Annotated in this window: 18 protein-coding genes; 9 read left to right on the plus strand and 9 right to left on the minus strand. The window is 65.5% G+C overall.

Features of this window, described 5'->3' with window-relative positions; genetic code table 11:
- Window positions 1-10: 10 nt before the first annotated feature.
- Genes DD542_RS19740 through DD542_RS19760 form a run of 5 tightly spaced genes read left to right on the plus strand, consistent with a single transcriptional unit; the run spans window position 11 to window position 4,386 of the window.
- Window positions 11-1,759 (plus strand): AMP-binding protein, encoded by a 1,749-nt coding sequence (locus DD542_RS19740; protein ID WP_127806800.1) that lies wholly within the window; start codon window positions 11-13, stop codon window positions 1,757-1,759.
- 54 nt (window positions 1,760-1,813) lie between these two features.
- Window positions 1,814-2,857 carry an aldo/keto reductase gene (locus tag DD542_RS19745; protein WP_127806801.1) on the plus strand — a complete coding sequence of 348 codons (1,044 nt, stop codon included), beginning with the start codon at window positions 1,814-1,816 and terminating at the stop codon, window positions 2,855-2,857.
- Window positions 2,857-3,348, plus strand: coding sequence for an aminoacyl-tRNA deacylase (locus DD542_RS19750; RefSeq protein ID WP_127806802.1), 492 nt, complete (start codon window positions 2,857-2,859; stop codon window positions 3,346-3,348). Before DD542_RS19745 ends, DD542_RS19750 begins: the two co-directional genes overlap by 1 nt.
- A 43-nt stretch (window positions 3,349-3,391) precedes the next feature.
- Window positions 3,392-4,021, plus strand: a complete 630-nt coding sequence (plsY, locus tag DD542_RS19755; protein ID WP_066149927.1) for a glycerol-3-phosphate 1-O-acyltransferase PlsY — start codon at window positions 3,392-3,394, stop codon at window positions 4,019-4,021.
- Window positions 4,018-4,386: a RidA family protein gene (locus DD542_RS19760; RefSeq protein WP_127806803.1), complete on the plus strand. Its 369-nt coding sequence runs from the start codon at window positions 4,018-4,020 to the stop codon at window positions 4,384-4,386. The genes plsY and DD542_RS19760 overlap by 4 nt, the downstream gene beginning before the upstream one ends.
- Here DD542_RS19760 and DD542_RS19765 read toward each other — a convergent pair.
- Genes DD542_RS19765 through DD542_RS19775 form a run of 3 tightly spaced genes read right to left on the minus strand, consistent with a single transcriptional unit; the run spans window position 4,383 to window position 6,185 of the window.
- Complete coding sequence (locus DD542_RS19765) at window positions 4,383-5,051, minus strand: retropepsin-like aspartic protease (RefSeq protein WP_066149932.1); 669 nt, start codon at window positions 5,049-5,051, stop codon at window positions 4,383-4,385. The genes DD542_RS19760 and DD542_RS19765 overlap by 4 nt on opposite strands.
- 20 nt (window positions 5,052-5,071) lie before the next feature.
- Window positions 5,072-5,671 carry a hypothetical protein gene (locus tag DD542_RS19770; RefSeq protein WP_127806804.1) on the minus strand — a complete coding sequence of 200 codons (600 nt, stop codon included), beginning with the start codon at window positions 5,669-5,671 and terminating at the stop codon, window positions 5,072-5,074.
- 22 nt (window positions 5,672-5,693) lie between these two features.
- Entirely contained in the window at window positions 5,694-6,185 is a 492-nt protein-coding gene (locus DD542_RS19775; protein WP_079366963.1) for a YajQ family cyclic di-GMP-binding protein, read from the minus strand.
- Window positions 6,186-6,224: 39 nt separating this feature from the next.
- Between DD542_RS19775 and murB the strand changes: the two genes are divergently transcribed.
- Window positions 6,225-7,289, plus strand: a complete 1,065-nt coding sequence (murB, locus tag DD542_RS19780; protein ID WP_127806805.1) for a UDP-N-acetylmuramate dehydrogenase — start codon at window positions 6,225-6,227, stop codon at window positions 7,287-7,289.
- A gap of 142 nt (window positions 7,290-7,431) precedes the next feature.
- Here the strand turns inward: murB and argG are convergent, their stop codons facing one another.
- The 3 genes from argG to DD542_RS19795 form a co-directional block, all read right to left on the minus strand.
- Window positions 7,432-8,769 (minus strand): argininosuccinate synthase, encoded by a 1,338-nt coding sequence (argG, locus tag DD542_RS19785; protein WP_127806806.1) that lies wholly within the window; start codon window positions 8,767-8,769, stop codon window positions 7,432-7,434.
- A 30-nt stretch (window positions 8,770-8,799) separates the two neighbouring features.
- Window positions 8,800-9,117, minus strand: coding sequence for a pyrimidine/purine nucleoside phosphorylase (locus DD542_RS19790; protein ID WP_066149948.1), 318 nt, complete (start codon window positions 9,115-9,117; stop codon window positions 8,800-8,802).
- A 76-nt stretch (window positions 9,118-9,193) separates the two neighbouring features.
- A complete protein-coding gene (locus tag DD542_RS19795; RefSeq protein WP_127806807.1) occupies window positions 9,194-10,966 on the minus strand; it encodes a hypothetical protein in 1,773 nt (590 codons plus the stop codon).
- A gap of 187 nt (window positions 10,967-11,153) precedes the next feature.
- Between DD542_RS19795 and DD542_RS19800 the strand changes: the two genes are divergently transcribed.
- From DD542_RS19800 to DD542_RS19810, 3 genes are all read left to right on the plus strand, one after another.
- Window positions 11,154-11,702: an acyltransferase family protein gene (locus DD542_RS19800; protein WP_164868440.1), complete on the plus strand. Its 549-nt coding sequence runs from the start codon at window positions 11,154-11,156 to the stop codon at window positions 11,700-11,702.
- Entirely contained in the window at window positions 11,615-12,202 is a 588-nt protein-coding gene (locus tag DD542_RS19805; protein ID WP_164868441.1) for an acyltransferase family protein, read from the plus strand. The genes DD542_RS19800 and DD542_RS19805 overlap by 88 nt, the downstream gene beginning before the upstream one ends.
- Window positions 12,203-12,285: 83 nt before the next feature.
- Window positions 12,286-13,203: a 3-hydroxyacyl-CoA dehydrogenase NAD-binding domain-containing protein gene (locus tag DD542_RS19810; RefSeq protein WP_241559607.1), complete on the plus strand. Its 918-nt coding sequence runs from the start codon at window positions 12,286-12,288 to the stop codon at window positions 13,201-13,203.
- A 5-nt stretch (window positions 13,204-13,208) separates the two neighbouring features.
- On the opposite strand, the gene DD542_RS19815 is transcribed toward DD542_RS19810, so the two are convergent.
- The 3 genes from DD542_RS19815 to DD542_RS19825 all read right to left on the minus strand — a co-directional run bounded on the left by DD542_RS19815 (window position 13,209) and on the right by DD542_RS19825 (window position 16,709).
- Complete coding sequence (locus tag DD542_RS19815; protein WP_127806811.1) at window positions 13,209-13,907, minus strand: succinate dehydrogenase iron-sulfur subunit; 699 nt, start codon at window positions 13,905-13,907, stop codon at window positions 13,209-13,211.
- Window positions 13,908-14,147: 240 nt separating this feature from the next.
- Entirely contained in the window at window positions 14,148-15,416 is a 1,269-nt protein-coding gene (gene serA / locus DD542_RS19820; RefSeq protein WP_127806812.1) for a phosphoglycerate dehydrogenase, read from the minus strand.
- 78 nt (window positions 15,417-15,494) lie between these two features.
- On the minus strand, window positions 15,495-16,709 hold the full coding sequence (locus DD542_RS19825; RefSeq protein ID WP_127806813.1) for an MFS transporter: 1,215 nt from the start codon (window positions 16,707-16,709) through the stop codon (window positions 15,495-15,497).
- Window positions 16,710-16,747: the final 38 nt, after the last annotated feature.

Here is a 16,747-nt window from a genome sequence, read left to right on the forward strand (position 1 = left end):
GAGACAAGCGATGCGCCAGCGTCAACACAGCGACACCCACAAACCCCGCCCGCAGGCCGATGGCTACGCCGATTTGCACCGGCGTTTCGGCTGGAAGGTGCCGAGGCACTTCAACATGGCCGAGGTCTGTTCGCGCCGCTGGGCGGCTGACCCGGCCACGGCCTCGCAGACGGCGGTCATCGCCTGTTCGCCCGACCGTGAGGACCGTTACCACGGCTATGCCGAGCTGCAGGCGCAGGCCAACCGGCTGTCGAATGCGCTGGCGGCGCTGGGCGTGCGGCGCGGCGACCGCGTGGCCATCGTGCTGCCGCAACGCTTCGAGACCGCCGTGGCCTACATGGCGGTGCTGCAGATGGGCGCGGTCGGCATGCCGCTGTCGCAGCTGTTCGGGCCCGAGGCACTGGAGTTCCGCCTTCACGACAGCGAGGCGGTGGTGGCCATCTGCGACGCGAGCACCCTGCCGGCGCTGATGTCGGTGACCGCGCACTGCCCGCTGCTGCACAGCGTGATCGCGGTGGAGGCCGGTGCGCCCGGGGTGCTCGACTGGTCGGCGGTTCTGGCGCAGGAGCCGGCCCATTTCGATCTGGTGAACACGCTGGCGGACGAGGCGGCGGTGCTGATCTACACCAGCGGCACCACCGGCAACCCCAAGGGCGCGCTGATTCCGCACCGAGCGCTGATCGGCAACCTCACCGGATTCGTCTGCAGCCAGAACTGGTTCGGTTTTGACCCGTTCGATGCGTCGGTGCCCTCGCAGGCGGTGTTCTGGTCGCCGGCCGACTGGGCCTGGACCGGTGGCCTGATGGACGCGCTGCTGCCCACGCTGTATTTCGGCCGCCCCATCGTTGGCTTCAACGGCCGCTTCGCGCCACAGACCGCGTTCGAGCTGATGCAGCGCCACGGCGTCACCCACACCTTCCTGTTCCCCACCGCGCTCAAGGCCATGATGAAAGCCTTCCCGACGCCGCGCGGACAGTTCACGCTGAAGCTCGAAGCCATCATGAGTGCGGGCGAGGCGGTGGGCGACGCGGTGTTCGCCTACTGCCGCGAGCAGCTGGGTGTGACCGTCAACGAGATGTTCGGTCAGACCGAGATCAACTACATCGTCGGCAACTGCGCGCGGCTCTACCCCGCGAAGCCGGGATCAATGGGCAAGGGCTACCCGGGCCACCGCGTGGCGGTGATCGACGAGGAAGGCCACGAGTGCCCGGTCGGCGTGCCGGGCGACGTGGCGGTGCACCGGCTCGACATCCACGGCGACCCGGACCCGATCTTCTTCCTGGGCTACTGGAAGAACGAGTCCGCCACAAAGGCCAAGTTCACCGGTGACATGGCGGACAGCTGGTGCCGCACCGGCGACCTCGCGGTGCGCGACGCCGACGGCTACCTCTGGTACCAGGGCCGCAGCGACGACGTGTTCAAGGCCGCCGGCTACCGCATCGGGCCCAGCGAGATCGAGAACTGCCTGGTCAAGCACCCTGCGGTGGCCAACGCCGCGGTGGTGCCCAAGCCCGACCCCGAACGCGGCGCGGTGGTCAAGGCCTATGTGGTGCTGACCCCGGGCACCACCGGCAACGAGGCGCTGGTCGCCAGCCTGCAGGCCCACGTCAAGGGCAAGCTCGCGCCCTACGAGTACCCAAAGGAGATCGAATTCGTCGACGCCCTGCCCATGACCACCACCGGCAAGGTGCAGCGGCGCGTGCTGCGCCTGCAGGAGGAGGAGCGGGCGCGGGAACGTGCAGGACAGCGTGGGCTTTGATTCGCTTCTAAACTCGCCGGCTGTCTCGCGTGTCCATCCTTTCCAGAACCACCCATGAACCACGTCACCCTCGGCCAGAGCGGCCTGTCCGTCACCCCCATCTGCCTGGGCACCATGACCTTTGGCGAGCAGGTGAACGAGGCCGACGCCCACGCCATCCTCGACCGCTCGCTGGCGCGCGGCGTCAACTTCATCGACGCCGCCGAGATGTATTCGGTGCCGGCCAGGGCCGAGACCTGCGGCGCCACCGAAACCATCATCGGGAACTGGTTTGCGAAGAACCCCGGCGTGCGGCAGAAGGTGGTGCTGGCGACCAAGGTCGCTGGTCCGGCGCGCGGCATGCCCTGGATTCGCGGCGAAGTCAGCAGGGCCGGAATCATCGAGGCCTGCGAAGGCAGCCTCAAGCGCCTGCAGACGGACGTCATCGACCTCTACCAGATCCACTGGCCAGCGCGCAACGTGCCAGCGTTTGGCGCGATCTACTTCGATCCGGCCAAGGACCGGCCCATGCCGTCCATCGAGGTGCAGCTCGAAGCCATGGCCGAGCTGGTCAAGGCCGGCAAGGTGCGCGCCATCGGCCTGTCCAACGAGTCGCCTTACGGCGTGCACGAGTTCGTGCGCATCGCCGACCAGTTGGGCCTGCCGCGCGTGGCCACGGTGCAGAACCCGTACTGCCTGATCAACCGCGCCTACGAGAACGGCCTGGACGAAACCTGCCACCGACTGGGCGTGTCGCTGCTGGCCTATTCGCCGCTGGGCTTCGGCCTGCTGACCGGCAAGTACGACGAGACCGGTCTGGTGGGCACGCATGGCCGCATGGCGCTGTACGACAGCATGAAGGCGCAGCGCTGGGGCCGGCCCGAGGCGCTGGCCGCCGCGAAACGCTACAACGCGCTGGCGCGTGAACACGGCCTGACGCCGGCCCAGCTGGCGCTGGCCTTCTGCTACCACCACCCCAAGGTGGCCAGCACCATCATCGGCGTGACCTCGGTGACACAACTGGAGCAGTGCCTGGACGCGTGGGACACCACGCTCTCGCCCGAGCTGCTCAAGGCCATCGACACGATCCGCTGGGAGCTGCGCGACCCGGCCCAGTGATGGCGAAGAAGCCCCACGTCAGTGAAACACCCGCCACTGCCTGGCTCAAGGCGCACGGTGTGGTGTTCACCGAGCACCCCTACGAGTACCTGGAGCACGGTGGTGCTCAGCACAGCGCGGCGGTGCTGGGCTTCGACCCGTTCGCGGTGGTCAAGACGCTGATCATGCAGGACGAGACGGCGAAGCCGCTGGCCATCCTGATGCATGGCAACCGCACCGTCTCCACCAAGAACCTCGCCCGGCAGATCGGCGCCAAGTCGGTCGAGCCCTGCAAGCCCGAGGTGGCCAACCGCCACAGCGGCTATCTGGTGGGCGGCACCTCGCCGTTCGGCCTGAAGCGCGACATGCCGGTCTACGTGGAGTCGACCGTGCTCGAATTGCCGAAGATCTGGATCAACGGCGGGCGCCGCGGCTTTCTGGTCGGCATCGATTCCGCCGTGCTCGTGGGGCCGCTGGGCGCGAAGCCGGTGCAGTGCGCGCTGGCAGAATAGTTGCCCGCGCCGCCGCCGTGCGGCGTCAACAAGGACGTCGAACGTGGAATTCCTGACCCCCGCCATCGCCACCGTCGTGGCCTACCTGATCGGATCGCTGTCGTTTGCCGTGGTCGTCAGCCGCCTCATGGGGCTGCAGGACCCCCGCACCTACGGCAGCAAGAACCCGGGCGCCACCAACGTGCTGCGCTCGGGCAGCAAGAAGGCGGCCATCCTCACGCTGCTGCTGGACGCGCTCAAGGGCTGGGTGCCGGTGGTGGCCGTGAAATGGTGGGGCGAGGCCTGGGGCCTGGGCGATGGCTCGGTGGCCCTGGTCGGGCTGGCGGCCTTCCTGGGTCACCTCTGGCCGGTGTTTTTCCGATTCGAGGGCGGCAAGGGCGTGGCCACCGCGGCGGGCGTGATCATCGGCTTCAACCCCTGGCTGGGGCTGGCCTCGCTGCTGACCTGGGTGATCGTGGCCTACGCGTTCCGCTATTCGTCGCTGGCGTCCATGGTCACGGCCATCTTCGCGCCCACGTTCTTCCTGTTCGGCAACCACGTGGCCTGGACCGCACCGTCGACCCAGGTGCTGGCGCTGGCGCTCATGGCCCTGCTGCTGATCTGGCGGCATGCGGAAAACATCAACCGCCTGCTCGCAGGCAAGGAAAGCAAGCTGGGAGCGAAGAAGTCATGAGCCACGACACCACCCGAGAGATTCAGCGCCACGGCATGGCCGCGCGCTACAGCGAAGCCGCCGTGTTCAACGGCGTGGTCTACCTCGCCGGCATGGTGCCGGAATGCGAGGCCACCGACATCCGCAGCCAGACCGCCGACGTGCTGGCCCAGGTCGAACAACGGCTGAAGGACGCGGGCAGCGACAAGTCGCGCATCCTGCGCACGCAGATCTACCTGACCGACATCCGCGAGATCGGGGCCATGAACGAGGTCTGGGACGCCTGGGTGGTGCCGGGCACCGCGCCGCCCCGGGCGACGGTGCAGGCCGCGCTGGCCGACCCGGTGTGGAAGATCGAGATCGTCGTGACCGCGGCGCAGGTCTAGAAACGTTTCTCCAGCGTCAGCTGGTCGTTGTTCTTCTGCATCTGGAAGCGGTTGAGGAAGCTGTTGCCCAGCAGCACGAAGGGCATGGGCTGTGGCGAGACCACGGCGTCCACGTCGTAGGCCACGACATCGCCCACCCGCACCGACGCCAGACGGATCAGGTAGCCAGTGGACAGGCCATTGGCGGTGCTCATCTGGATGCGGCGCCCGTGGTCGTACTTCAGGTTGATGCGCCGGGCTTCGGCCGCCCCGAGGGCGACGGTGGTGGCGCCGGTGTCCACCAGAAACTTCACCGACTTGCCGTTGATCTGGCCATCGGGCAGGAAGTGGCCGCTGGGGTCGGCGGTCAGCACGATGCGCTGTCCTCCCCCGTCCGAACGCCCGTTGCCGACGCTCACCGGCGCCGCGCCCACCTGCAACACGTGTCGCTGGCCCTGGATGTCCACGGTGGCCGAGTCACCATCCACCGACAGGAGCTTCACTCCCTGGTGTGTCTGTCCGGCGACCAGGAACTTTGGTGCAGCGCCGTCGACCACGAGCAAGGCCTTCTGCCCAGACACGCCGGACAGTGCCACCTGTGGTGAGGTCTGGGCGGCCGCCTGACCCGCGAGCAGGGCCAGGAGCAGGGCGGTCGACACGGCGTGAAAGACGGGCTTCGTCGACATGCATCCCCACGTGGTGAGTATCAGCGGCCGCTGCCGACCGCCGAATAGATATCGGTGTGGCGGTTGTCCAGGAAGGAGCGCAGCTTGACCGGCGCGCTCTTGCAGTTGTCCGTGTTGCGCGCCGCATCGTTGCCGGCCCGCGTTTGAAGGGACTGCTCCAGCAGGGCGACGATGTCGCTGACACCATCGGCACGCTCGCGCGTGGTGGTGTACTTCTCGATCAGCCGGTCGGCGGTGCCGATTGCGACGGCGTGCTGCTGGCGCCACCCGCTGTAGACCTGCTCGATGCCGGCCACATGCGCGGCCGCGTGGGTCTTGCAGAACTCGATGCCTTTGCGCATGCCCAGATCAAGCCCTGCGATCTTGAGGGCCGCCATCAGCCGGTCCCTTTCTTCGGGTGTCTTGAATCGTTTGTCCAGAGGCTGGGTCAGATCGACCGGGGGGCTGTTGCCAGCTTTCGGCGCCTGCAGCGGCTGGCTTCCGGGACCACATTCGCTGTCCTGGAAGATGGTGGCGCCATCCGGGGCCTTGCACTTGAAGACAGCGGCGAGAGCCGGCCCGCCGAGCATCAGCGGTATTGCCAGGACCAGCGCCGGGACAGGACGGAAGGGGCTGCGCATGAGGCGAGGGAGCCGGTGCCGCTCAGTCGCGGAAGTTGTTGAAGCCCAGCGGCAGTTCCTTGAGTTCGCTGCGGATCAGGGCCATCGCCGCCTGCAGGTCGTCGCGCTTGGCGCCGGTCACGCGCACCGCGTCGCCCTGGATCGCGGCCTGCACCTTCATCTTGCTGTTCTTGATGGTCTGCTGGATCTTCTTGGCGTCTTCACTGGCGATGCCATTGCGCACCTTGACCACCTGCTTGACCTTGTCGCCGCCGATCTTCTCGACCTTGCCGATGTCCAGGAAGCGCACGTCGACGTTGCGCTTGGTCATCTTGTTGCGCAGGATGTCCTCGACCTGCTGGAGCTGGAAGTCGGCGTCGCCGAACAGGGTGATTTCCTTGTCTTTTTCCTTGAGCTCGATGCCGGCGCTGGTGCCCTTGAAATCGAAGCGCGTGCCGATCTCCTTGGCCACCTGGTCGACCGCGTTTTTCACTTCCACGAAATCGGCTTCAAGAACGGTGTCGAAAGAGGGCATGAGTGGTACTCCCGGATGCGTGAATGAGACAATCCATGGATGTTAGTCGAGAACAATGTCGCCCTCCAGCCGATGAACACCTTCGGTATCGCCGCGCGTGCGCAACGCCTCGTTCGTCTGCGCTCCGTCGATGATCTGCTCGGCCTGATGGCCAGCCCCGACTGGCGGCAGCCGTCGGCGGAACACCCGGTGTTCGTGCTGGGCGGCGGGAGCAACCTGGTGCTGACGGGAGACCTCAAGGCCCTGGTGCTCAAGGTGGAGATCGCCGGGCGGCGGCTGGTCGAAGAAACGGACAAGGGCTGGCTGGTGGAGGCCGGCGGCGGAGAGGGCTGGCACGACTTCGTGCACTGGACGCTGGAGCAGGGCTGGCCGGGGCTGGAGAACATGGCGCTGATCCCGGGCACGGTGGGGGCGGCGCCGGTGCAGAACATTGGCGCCTATGGCGTCGAGCTGCAGGACCGGTTCCACTCGCTGGATGCGATGGACCTGGAGACCGGGCGGGTGTTTTCGCTGGATGCGGCCCAGTGCGGCTTTGGCTACCGCGATTCGGTGTTCAAGCACGCGCCCTCGGACGAGCGCAGTTTTGGCCTGAAAGGTCGTGCACTCATCACGCGGGTGCGCTTCTGGCTGCCCAAGCCCTGGAAACCGGTGCTGGGCTATCTGGACCTGGAGCGCAAGATGGACGAGACGGGCATCCGCCAGCCCGATGCGCGCCAGATCTTCGATTGGGTGGTCGCGATCCGCCGCGCCAAACTGCCCGACCCGGCCGTCATCGGCAACGCCGGCAGCTTCTTCAAGAACCCGACGGTGACGCCCGAGCAGTGCGCCGACATCATCGCGCGCGACCCGAAGGTGGTGCACTACCCGATGGACGATGGCAGCATCAAGCTGGCCGCCGGCTGGCTCATCGACGCCTGCGGCTGGAAGGGAAAGACCATGGGCCATGCGGGCGTGTACGACAAGCAGGCGCTGGTGCTGGTCAACAAGGGCGACGCCGAGCATCCGTGCACCGGCGGCGAGGTGATGACCCTGGCCAAGGCGATCCAGACCAGCGTCTACGAGCGCTTTGGCATCCGGCTGGAGCCGGAACCAGTCGTCATCTGAAGTCTTCGATTCTTTGCGTGCCCACGGCGGTGCCGGGGTGGGGTGCTGCAAAGCGAAGTAAAGGAGGAGGCGGCCGCAGGCCGCCGGGGGGCATGAGCGGCGCAGCGCCGCACCCCGGCACCGCCCGCTCCACGAAGTCAGATCACTTCCCGCCTTCGAGCTTGAAGATCTCCGACGTGCCATCGCCCATCGACAGCAGGCCGGTGTGGGCGTAGATGCCCAGCTTGGCGCGCGTGTCGGTGATGTCGAGGTTGCGCATGGTCAGCTGGCCGATGCGGTCCAGCGGGCTGAACGGGGCGTCCTCCACCTTCTCCATCGACAGGCGCTCGGGCGCATAGGTCAGGTTGGGCGACTCGGTGTTGAGGATCGAATAGTCGTTGCCGCGGCGCAGTTCCAGCGTCACTTCGCCGGTCACGGCGCGTGCCACCCAGCGCTGGGCAGTTTCGCGCAGCATGATGGACTGCGGGTCGAACCAGCGGCCCTGGTAGAGCAGGCGACCGAGTTTGAGGCCGTTGATGCGGTACTGCTCGATCGTGTCTTCGTTGTGGATGCCGGTGACCAGTCGCTCATAGGCGATGTGCAGCAGCGCCATGCCGGGGGCTTCGTAGATGCCGCGGCTCTTGGCTTCGATGATGCGGTTCTCGATCTGGTCGCTCATGCCCAGGCCGTGGCGGCCGCCGATCTCGTTGGCCTTGAGGAACAGCTCGACCGGCGAGGCGAAGGTCTGGCCGTTGAGGGCGACCGGCTGGCCTTCCTCGAAGCGGATCGTGACTTCCTCGGCCTTGACCTCGACTTCCGGCTTCCAGAACGCCACGCCCATGATGGGGTTGACGATGCGGATGCCCGACGACAGTTCTTCCAGGTCCTTGGCCTCGTGCGTGGCGCCCAGCATGTTGCTGTCGGTGCTGTAGGCCTTCTCGACCGACATCTTGTAGTCGAAGCCGTTGGCGATCAGGAACTCGCTCATTTCCTTGCGACCGCCCAGCTCGTCGATGAAGCGCTGGTCCAGCCAGGGCTTGTAGATCTTGAGGCTGGGGTTGGTTAGCAGGCCGTAGCGGTAGAAGCGCTCGATGTCGTTGCCTTTGAAGGTCGAGCCGTCGCCCCAGATGTGGACGTCGTCTTCCTTCATGGCGGCCACCAGCATGGTGCCGGTCACCGCGCGGCCCAGCGGGGTGGTGTTGAAGTAGGTGATGCCACCGGTGCTGATGTGGAAGGCGCCGCACTGGATGGCGGCAATACCTTCGTGCGCCAGCTGCAGGCGGCAGTCCACCAGGCGGGCTTTTTCAGCGCCGTAGGCCATGGCCTTGCGCGGGATTTCTTCGTAGTCGCTCTCGTCGGGCTGGCCGAGGTTGGCGGTGTAGGCGTAGGGCAGGGCGCCCTTCTGCTTCATCCACAGCAGGGCGGCGGAGGTGTCCAGGCCGCCGGAGAAGGCGATGCCGACTTTCTGCTGGGCGGGCAGGTTCTGAAGAATGGTGGCCATGTGTGTGCTCTCTTTGGGATCGGCTGCGGATCAACCGAAATGGCAGATGTAGTGGTAGGCCTCGGTCACGCGGATGTCGAAGCTGCTGTTGCCGGGCACGCTGAACTTGTCGCCCGGGCCGGACTTGATCCAGGCGTCGGTGCCGGCCAGCTTGTATTCGCAGCCGCCGGCCACGCATTCCATGATCTCGGGCGCGCCGGTGTTGAAGGTCAGGGTGGCGGGCAGCACCACGCCGACCGACTTTTTGGTGCCGTCGGGGAAGGTGATGCCATGGCTGACGCACTTGCCGTCGAAGTAGACATTGGCCTGGGTGGTGACGGCAACGCCGTCGATGCGCGAGGTGGTCATGAGGAAGGTCCGGAAAAGGAAACGGGCGCCGAACGGCGCCCGGGTAACCCGCGATTTTAGTGGACCACTGGTGGTGTCAAAGGTTGGTCCAGTAGATGCCGTTCAGAGAGGCGATGTAGAGGCGACCATTGCGGATCGCCAGGCCGCCAACTTCTGCCAGACCTGCGGGTAGGGCGCCGAAAAACACACCACGCGCGTACGGTGAGCCAACAATGGTTGTGACCGTGCCGGATGGCGTGATTCTCCTGACGGTGTAGCCATCCCAGTCAGCCGTGTACACGTTGCCCGTGGCCATGTCCACCGTGAGGGCATAAGGGTTGTCGAAACGCGCCGCAGTACCCTCGCCGTCCACAACGCCATAGGCGCCTTGTCCTGCGAGTGTGGTCACCAAGCCCGACGGTGTGATTTTTCGGATGCGGTGATTTCCCTCGTCAGCGACGTAGAGGTTGTCGCTCGCATCCACGGCAATCTGTCCAGGGCACCTGAAGCGCGCATCGGTTCCCTGACCGTCGGCATAGCCAAAGTTGCTGTACTGGGTTGGAGCGCCAGCAAAGGTGCTGACAACGCCGGCCGGTGTGACCTTCCTGATCCGCGAGCTGGGGAAGACGGCACCGGTATAGCACTCGCTCACGAAAATATTGCCGCTGGAATCACGTGCGATGCCCCGGATGCCTAGGAAACGGGCTGCCTGCGCCTGTCCATTGACATACCCTGAATTCCTGAGATCTCCCGCGATGGTGGTGACGACCCCAGTCGGATTGATGGTTCTTACAGTGTGGTTGTCGCCGGTGTACCCCATTCCATTTGCGTCGAACGTGATGGCCTGCATACCGAACAGCGCGGCTCCGCTGCCGACGCCATCTCGGTAGGCGACCGGGCTGTTCCAGGAGCCAACGAAGCTGCTGACCGTTCCGTTGGGTGACACCTTCCTTATCTCGGGGTATCCGAGATAGTCAGCTGAGGTCTGTTTGCTGTCGACGGCGTACAACGTCCCCGCCGGATCAAAGACCAAGCCACGCAGCCCACCGAACCTTGCACTCTCTCCGGCGGCGTTGACGTTTCCGTACGCATTCACCTTGCCGGCGAACGAAGCCAGAGCCTTGCTGTAGCTACCCACGGTTGCATTGACGTAGTACGCGACACCCTCATAGCGGTAAGTGCTGGCCAGATTGGCGATCAGGTGGTCGCGTTCGCCGACGCTGGCGGTGTAGAAGTGGAAACCGCGTTGCAGGTGATAGAAGCGGTAGAGCGCAGTGGTGCCGGGCAGCGCGGTTCTGGCCGCGTAGTAGGCGGCGCCCTCTAGTGCCATCCAGGGCATGGTGGCCAGGATGTGGTTCCGCTCGGTTTCACTGATGGTGAAGACATGTGTGCCATTCCGGGTGTTGGCGAACCGGTACACGGGCGCGAGGCCTGTATCGGTGGTCTGCCAGGCGGCAAAGACCGGGCCCTCGTAGCGGAACTGGGACAAGGTGTTGAGGATGGCGTCCCGTTCTGCGATGGACTTGGTCAGCAGGCGGGCGCCTGTCTGGTTGTTGAAGAAGCGGTAGATAGGGGCTGCGGGCGCCGTCACTGCTTTTCGGGCGGCGCTCGACGCGGCTTGTTCGATGTTTTCTGCCTCTCGAACCTGCTGGACCTCGGCCTGATTCAGGGCCGCCGATCCGGCCCAGGCCTCGTTGTCTACTGCTGTGGCTCCAGGGGCCTCAGCAGGGCGACCGGCGGTTGTGGTGTCTGCCAACGCCGTGTCGCTGCGTGGTTCCTGCGCCTGTGGTTGGTCTTGTTCGCTCCCGCCTCCGCAAGCGCTCAGCAGCGCGCAGACGCACAGAGCACTGACGATGCTCGTTCGTATCATGTCGAATCACTCCCTGAAGAAACAGAAAAACTGACTATCCGAGCCCCGTATCGGGTTTTTTTCGGATTCGAAAGCATGCTTTTGTATGCGTTCCAGGTTCCCTCAGGGTGTGCAAGCCGTGTTCTCTAGAATCCCGCGACCTGCACCTGGACCCTCCATGACCCTCCCTCCGTCCCCCAGTCAGCCCATGGGCAAGATCGTCAGCCTTCAGTGGCTGCGCTTCGTTGCTGCGTCCATGGTGGTGCTCTACCACGCGGCGGTGTACCTGACGATGATGAAAAAGGGCGGGCATGTCGGCTTCGTGCCCATGTGGTTTGGCGGCGTGGGGGTCACGCTTTTTTTTGCGCTGTCCGGCAACCTGATGGCCATGCTGATGATGCGCAGCGACGCGCCCACCTTCCTGATGCACCGGGTGGTGCGCATCTACCCGATTTACTACATCGTGGTGGCGCTGGTGTTTCTGGCGTCCCTGGCGTCTCCGATCAAGCCACCCTTTGACTGGCGTGCGCTGTCCCTGTTTCCGTACGGAGGGACGACCTATCCGCTGGGGGTCGAATGGACGCTGGTTTTCGAGATCGCTTTCTATGTCTTTGTCGCCTTGCTGATCTGGTTCCGGAGGACAGGCAGCGCGGTGTCTTTCCTGGTGGGATGGCTGGCGCTGATCCTGCTGAACAACATCCTTCGCCGGACAACCCGCAGGTCAATGTCTACCACCCCTTCCTGCTGCCATTTGTGACGGTCAACGTCGGCTTTGCGATGGGCATGCTGATTCCCCTGGTGTGGAGGGACCGGTCGGTTCATCCTGTGCTGGCGTCCGTGCTCGCGGTGACCTTGTTCTACGTCGGGTCGTCGCTCGGTGTCATGCAGGTGAGGTGGTGCATGGGTGTCGGGGCGGCACTGCTGGTGCACAGCCTGACGCACCACGTTCCCACCTGGACACAGCCTGTGGTGGATGCCGTGGGAGACCGCCTGGGAGGCTACAGCTATGCCATCTACCTTTGCCATGTGCCGGTCGTGCGCACGCTCTATGCCGTGTGGACGGACGCCACGCCGATGACGCTTTTCTGGTCCGCCGTCGGCCTGACGTTCCTGGTTTCCGCGTTGGTGGGGGAGGTCGACATCCGCCTCTACAGGCTGCTCAAGAACCGGGTGGACCGTTGGTCCGCAGGCATTCGTCGTACGTTTGCCATGCTTTTCCTGCTGGCTTTTGCCGGTGCGACCTGGCTGTCGATCTGAGTGCCAGGCGTCGAGAATGACCAAGGCGCTCCTCGTGCCGAATGCCGTGTTTGTGCCAGACAAGACCTGACAAGGAACGGCTCGTGAACCACACCCTCGTGATCATCGGCTCCGGCCACATGGGCGCCGGCATCGCCGCCATCTTCAGCGCCGCGGGCCACCCGGTCGTGCTGCTCGGCCGCGATGTGGCCCGATTGCAGGCCCGGCTGCCCGCCATCGGCGCACTGGCCGCGACGCTGCAGCCGGTGCATCCACCCGGTCCCTTGTTGGCCGCCGACCTGAACCAATGGAACGACTGGGGCGGCGTGGCCCTGGTCATCGAAACCATCAGCGAGGACCTGGCCGCCAAACGCGCCCTGTTCGCCGCTCTGGACCGCTGCGTGCCGCCGCACATTCCCATCGGCAGCAACAGCTCGGGCCACGGCATCGACGAGATGACCGAGGGTCTGGGCACCACCGATCGCATGCTCAACGTCCACTACTCCATGCCCGCGCACATCGTGCCCATGGTGGAGGTGGCGCTGGGTTCCAGGACGAGCCTGCCGCTGGCCGAAGGCGTGTGCCGCCTCATCCAGGCCACCGGCAAGAAGACCACGCTGATCAGGCAGTACATCCCCGGCCTGCTCATCACGCGCCTGCAGCACGCGCTGATGCGCGAAGCCCTCTCGCTGGTGGATCGTGGGCTGGTCACCCCGCAGGACATCGACGACGCGGTGCGCTTCGGCTTCGGTTTCCGCTTCGCCGCGCTTGGCCCCATGGCGCAGAAAGAAATGTCCGGATGGGACACGCACGTCGCCTCCGGCGCGTCGGTCTACCCCAGCCTGTCGAACATCAGCACCCCGCCGGCCTGCGTGGCCGATCTGGTGAAGCAGGGTCGCACCGGCATGAAGAGCGGCGCGGGGTTTGAGGAGTGGGCGCCCGACGAAGTGGCCGCGTTCAGGCTGCGGTACGAGGCGCGCTTGCAGGCGGCGTTTGCGGTGCTGGGGGTTGCCCCTGACTGACTGAGTCAGGCAGCGCGCCGCACCATCATTTCCTTGATCTTGCCGATGGCCAGAGCCGGGTTCAGACCCTTGGGGCACACATCGGTGCAGTTCAGGATGGTCCGACAGCGGAACAGGCGATAGGGGTCGTGCAGGTCGTCCAGCCTTTCTCCGGTGGCCTCATCGCGACTGTCCACGAGAAATCGGTAGGCCTGCAGCAGGCCAGCAGGGCCAACGTACTTGTCCGGGTTCCACCAGAAGCTCGGGCACGCGCTCGAACAGCAGGCGCACAGAATGCATTCGTACAGGCCGTTGAGTTCTTCACGGGCTTGGCTGGACTGCAGTCGCTCCCGGGCTGGTGGCGGCGACTCGGTCATGAGCCACGGCTTGACCGAGTGGTACTGCTTGAAAAATCCGGTCATGTCGACGAACAGGTCGCGCACCACCGGCAGCCCAGGCAGTGGCTTGAGGGTCACGGTCTGCGGCAAGGTCGTCATGTTGGTGAGGCAGGCCAGCCCGTTCTTGCCATTGATGTTCATGGCGTCTGAACCACAGACACCCTCGCGGCAGGACCGGCGGAAGCTCAGTGTCGGGTCCATGGCCTTGAGTCGGATCAGGACATCCAGCAACATCCGGTCGCCCGGGTGCACGTCGATCTGGTAGCGCTGCATGCGCGGCGCTACATCCTTGTCCGGGTCGTAGCGGTAGATGTTGAAGACCCGCATGAGCCGTTCCCTCAGCCAGCCTGCTCGGACTGGAAGCGGTCCGCGTGATCCACCAGGTGGCGCATCTGGTCTTCCGAATGGATGGTGAGTGAGTGAGCTGTGCAGCCTGGCCGGGGGAGAGGTCGCTGGCCATTTCACGGCATTGTGCCGTTTTATGGTGTCCGCACAAGCCTGCCAGTGCACTGACGCTTCTTGCGCATCCTGCGACTGGCTGGCGGCCAGCAGGTGCGGCGCCAGCCCTCAGAACAGCACGCGGCTGCGCAGGGTGCCCGGCACGCGTGCCAGCTCGGCCAGCGCCAGCTCGGAGTGCGCAGCGTCGATGTCCACCACCACGTAGCCCACGTCTTCGCGCGTCTGCAGGTACTGCGCAGAGATGTTGATCTGGTGGTCCGAAAAAATGCGGTTGATGCCGGAGAGCACGCCAGGCACATTGCGGTGGATGTGCAGCAGGCGGTGTTTGCCGGGGTGTGCGGGAAGAGCCACCTCGGGAAAGTTGACGGCCGAGGTGGTGGTGCCGTTGTCGCTGTACTTGACCAGTTTTTCCGCCACCTCGATGCCGATGTTCTCCTGCGCCTCCAGCGTGGAGCCGCCGATGTGCGGCGTGAGGATCACGTTGTCCAGGCCGCGCAGGGGCGATTCGAACATGTCCTTGTTGCTGTGCGGCTCTTCAGGGAACACGTCGATGGCGGCTCCGAGCAGGGCCTGGTTTCGCAGCGCGCCCGCCAGCGCGTCCACCTGCACCACGGTGCCGCGCGAGGCGTTGATCAGCACGGCGCTGGGCTTCATGCGCGCGATCTGAGCGGCGCCGATCATCCATTGCGTGGCGGGCGTTTCGGGCACGTGCAGGCTCACCACGTCGGCGGTGGCCATCAGCTCGTCCAGGCTGGTGAGCGGTCTGGCGTTGCCCAGTGGCAGCTTGGTCGCGACGTCAAAAAACACCACCTGCATGCCCAGCGCTTCGGCCAGCACCGAGAGTTGCGTGCCGATGGCGCCATAGCCCACGATGCCCAGTGTCTTGCCGCGAATCTCGAACGAGTTGCTCGCCGACTTCAGCCAGCCGCCGCGGTGCGCCACGGCGTTCTTTTCGGGGACTCCGCGCATCAGCAGGATGGCTTCGGCCAGCACCAGTTCGGCCACCGAGCGGGTGTTGGAGAAGGGGGCGTTGAACACCGCGATGCCGCGTTCGCGCGCGGCGGCCAGGTCCACCTGGTTGGTGCCGATGCAGAAGCAGCCAACGGCGGCCAGGCGGTGGGCGTGGCTCAGCACCTCGGCGGTGAGCTGAGTGCGCGAGCGGATGCCCAGAAAGTGCACGTCGGCGATCTTGGACTTGAGTTCATCGTCTGGCAGGGCCCCTGGAAGGCTCTCGATCTGGCTGTAGCCCGCCGCGCGCAACACCTCGACGGCCGAGGGGTGAACGCCTTCCAGCAGCAGGAAGCGGATCTTGCTTTTGTCGGTCGAGGTTTTCGGGCGAGGCGGGATGGCTTGGGACGGCGTGGTGCTTGCGTTCATGGCTGATGAATGTAGTCACTTCTTTCGCTGGCGCCCTTTTCGCAGCTCATATCCCTCAGCCGGTTGCGGGTAGGCCCTTCACTCGGTCCGCGCCCGCCCACCCTTCTCGGCCCAGGTCCGCGTCCAGCGCACCTGCATCTTGCGCATCACGCCCAGCATCAGCAGCGAGAACACGGCCAGCACGATGAAGCCGGTGAGGAAGCTGTCGGTGTTCTGCTTGGACTGGCCCATGAGCATGGGCACCAGGCCACCGCCGAGGGCGCCGATCTCGCCGATCATCGAACCAGCGACCGCGGTGGACGTGGGCCAGCGCAGCGGCACCAGCTGGAACAGCGCGCCGTTGCCCGCGCCCAGCGCAGCGAAGCAGACGATGAGCAGCAGCGTGGTCAGCGCGATGGACTGCGAGGACAGTCCCACGCCCACCAGCGCCGCCGCGACGACCACCAGCACCACGGTCAGCGTGTTCACGCCGCCCCAGTGGTCCGAAATCCAGCCGCCGAAGACGCGCACTGCGGCGCCCATGAAGGCGGCGAGCATGGTGAGCTGGCCGGCCTGCACCTTGCTCACGCCGAACTGGTCGTGGTAGTAGGTGGGCAGGAAGGTGGTGATGCCGATAAAGCCGCCGAAGGTGACGACGTAGATCAGGCTGAAGACCCAGCCGTCCTTCTCCAGCAGGCAGGCCAGGTGGTCCCTGAGGTTGGCGTGTTCGTCGCGGTCGGGCGGTTCCTTGGCCATGAAGGCCACCACCAGCATGGGCACGAAGGAGGCGAGGGCGGCAAAGCCGTACACCGTCTGCCAGCCGAACCTCTGTGCCAGCGGTGGTGCGAGCAGGGCGGCCACGGCGGTGCCCACGTTGCCTGCGCCCACCAGGCCCATGGCCAGGCCCTTGTACTTGGGCGGGTACCAGCCCGAGCCGAGCGACATGGCGACGCCGAAGCTGGCGCCGGCCACGCCCAGCAGCAGGGCCAGCTTGAGCAGGTCGTCGTAGCTGTGAACGAAGAAGTAGCCGAAGGCCATGGTCAGCGTGATCAGGCTCAGCTCGACCAGTGTCGCGGTCTTGCGGCCCACATATTGCGCCAGCAGACCCAGGGGGAAGCGCATGATCGCGCCGGCCACGATGGGGATGGACAGCAGCAGGCCCTTCTGTGCGGGCGTGAGGTTGAACTCCTCGCTGATGAAGGGGGCCATGGCGCCGTTCATCACCCAGATGACAAAGGAGAACATCAGGTAGAAGAAGGCGGCGAACAGCGTGGGCGTGTGGCCACTTTGGAGGAACGAGCGTAATCCGGCCATGGTCGTGGTCTGTGGAGTGGGGCGGGGGAGGATGCACC

The sequence above is a fragment of the Hydrogenophaga sp. NH-16 genome, assembly GCF_004006415.1.
GTDB classification, from domain to species: Bacteria; Pseudomonadota; Gammaproteobacteria; order Burkholderiales; family Burkholderiaceae_C; genus Hydrogenophaga; species Hydrogenophaga pseudoflava.

Coding starts and splice junctions, on each gene's coding strand:
- DD542_RS19740 (WP_127806800.1), top strand. CDS start 11: ATGCGCCAGCGTCAACACAGCGACACCCACAAACCCCGCCCGCAGGCC.
- DD542_RS19745 (WP_127806801.1), top strand. CDS start 1,814: ATGAACCACGTCACCCTCGGCCAGAGCGGCCTGTCCGTCACCCCCATC.
- DD542_RS19750 (WP_127806802.1), top strand. CDS start 2,857: ATGGCGAAGAAGCCCCACGTCAGTGAAACACCCGCCACTGCCTGGCTC.
- DD542_RS19760 (WP_127806803.1), top strand. CDS start 4,018: ATGAGCCACGACACCACCCGAGAGATTCAGCGCCACGGCATGGCCGCG.
- DD542_RS19765 (WP_066149932.1), bottom strand. CDS start 5,051: ATGTCGACGAAGCCCGTCTTTCACGCCGTGTCGACCGCCCTGCTCCTG.
- DD542_RS19770 (WP_127806804.1), bottom strand. CDS start 5,671: ATGCGCAGCCCCTTCCGTCCTGTCCCGGCGCTGGTCCTGGCAATACCG.
- DD542_RS19775 (WP_079366963.1), bottom strand. CDS start 6,185: ATGCCCTCTTTCGACACCGTTCTTGAAGCCGATTTCGTGGAAGTGAAA.
- murB (WP_127806805.1), top strand. CDS start 6,225: ATGTTAGTCGAGAACAATGTCGCCCTCCAGCCGATGAACACCTTCGGT.
- argG (WP_127806806.1), bottom strand. CDS start 8,769: ATGGCCACCATTCTTCAGAACCTGCCCGCCCAGCAGAAAGTCGGCATC.
- DD542_RS19790 (WP_066149948.1), bottom strand. CDS start 9,117: ATGACCACCTCGCGCATCGACGGCGTTGCCGTCACCACCCAGGCCAAT.
- DD542_RS19795 (WP_127806807.1), bottom strand. CDS start 10,966: ATGATACGAACGAGCATCGTCAGTGCTCTGTGCGTCTGCGCGCTGCTG.
- DD542_RS19800 (WP_164868440.1), top strand. CDS start 11,154: ATGGGCAAGATCGTCAGCCTTCAGTGGCTGCGCTTCGTTGCTGCGTCC.
- DD542_RS19805 (WP_164868441.1), top strand. CDS start 11,615: ATGGCTGGCGCTGATCCTGCTGAACAACATCCTTCGCCGGACAACCCG.
- DD542_RS19815 (WP_127806811.1), bottom strand. CDS start 13,907: ATGCGGGTCTTCAACATCTACCGCTACGACCCGGACAAGGATGTAGCG.
- serA (WP_127806812.1), bottom strand. CDS start 15,416: ATGAACGCAAGCACCACGCCGTCCCAAGCCATCCCGCCTCGCCCGAAA.
- DD542_RS19825 (WP_127806813.1), bottom strand. CDS start 16,709: ATGGCCGGATTACGCTCGTTCCTCCAAAGTGGCCACACGCCCACGCTG.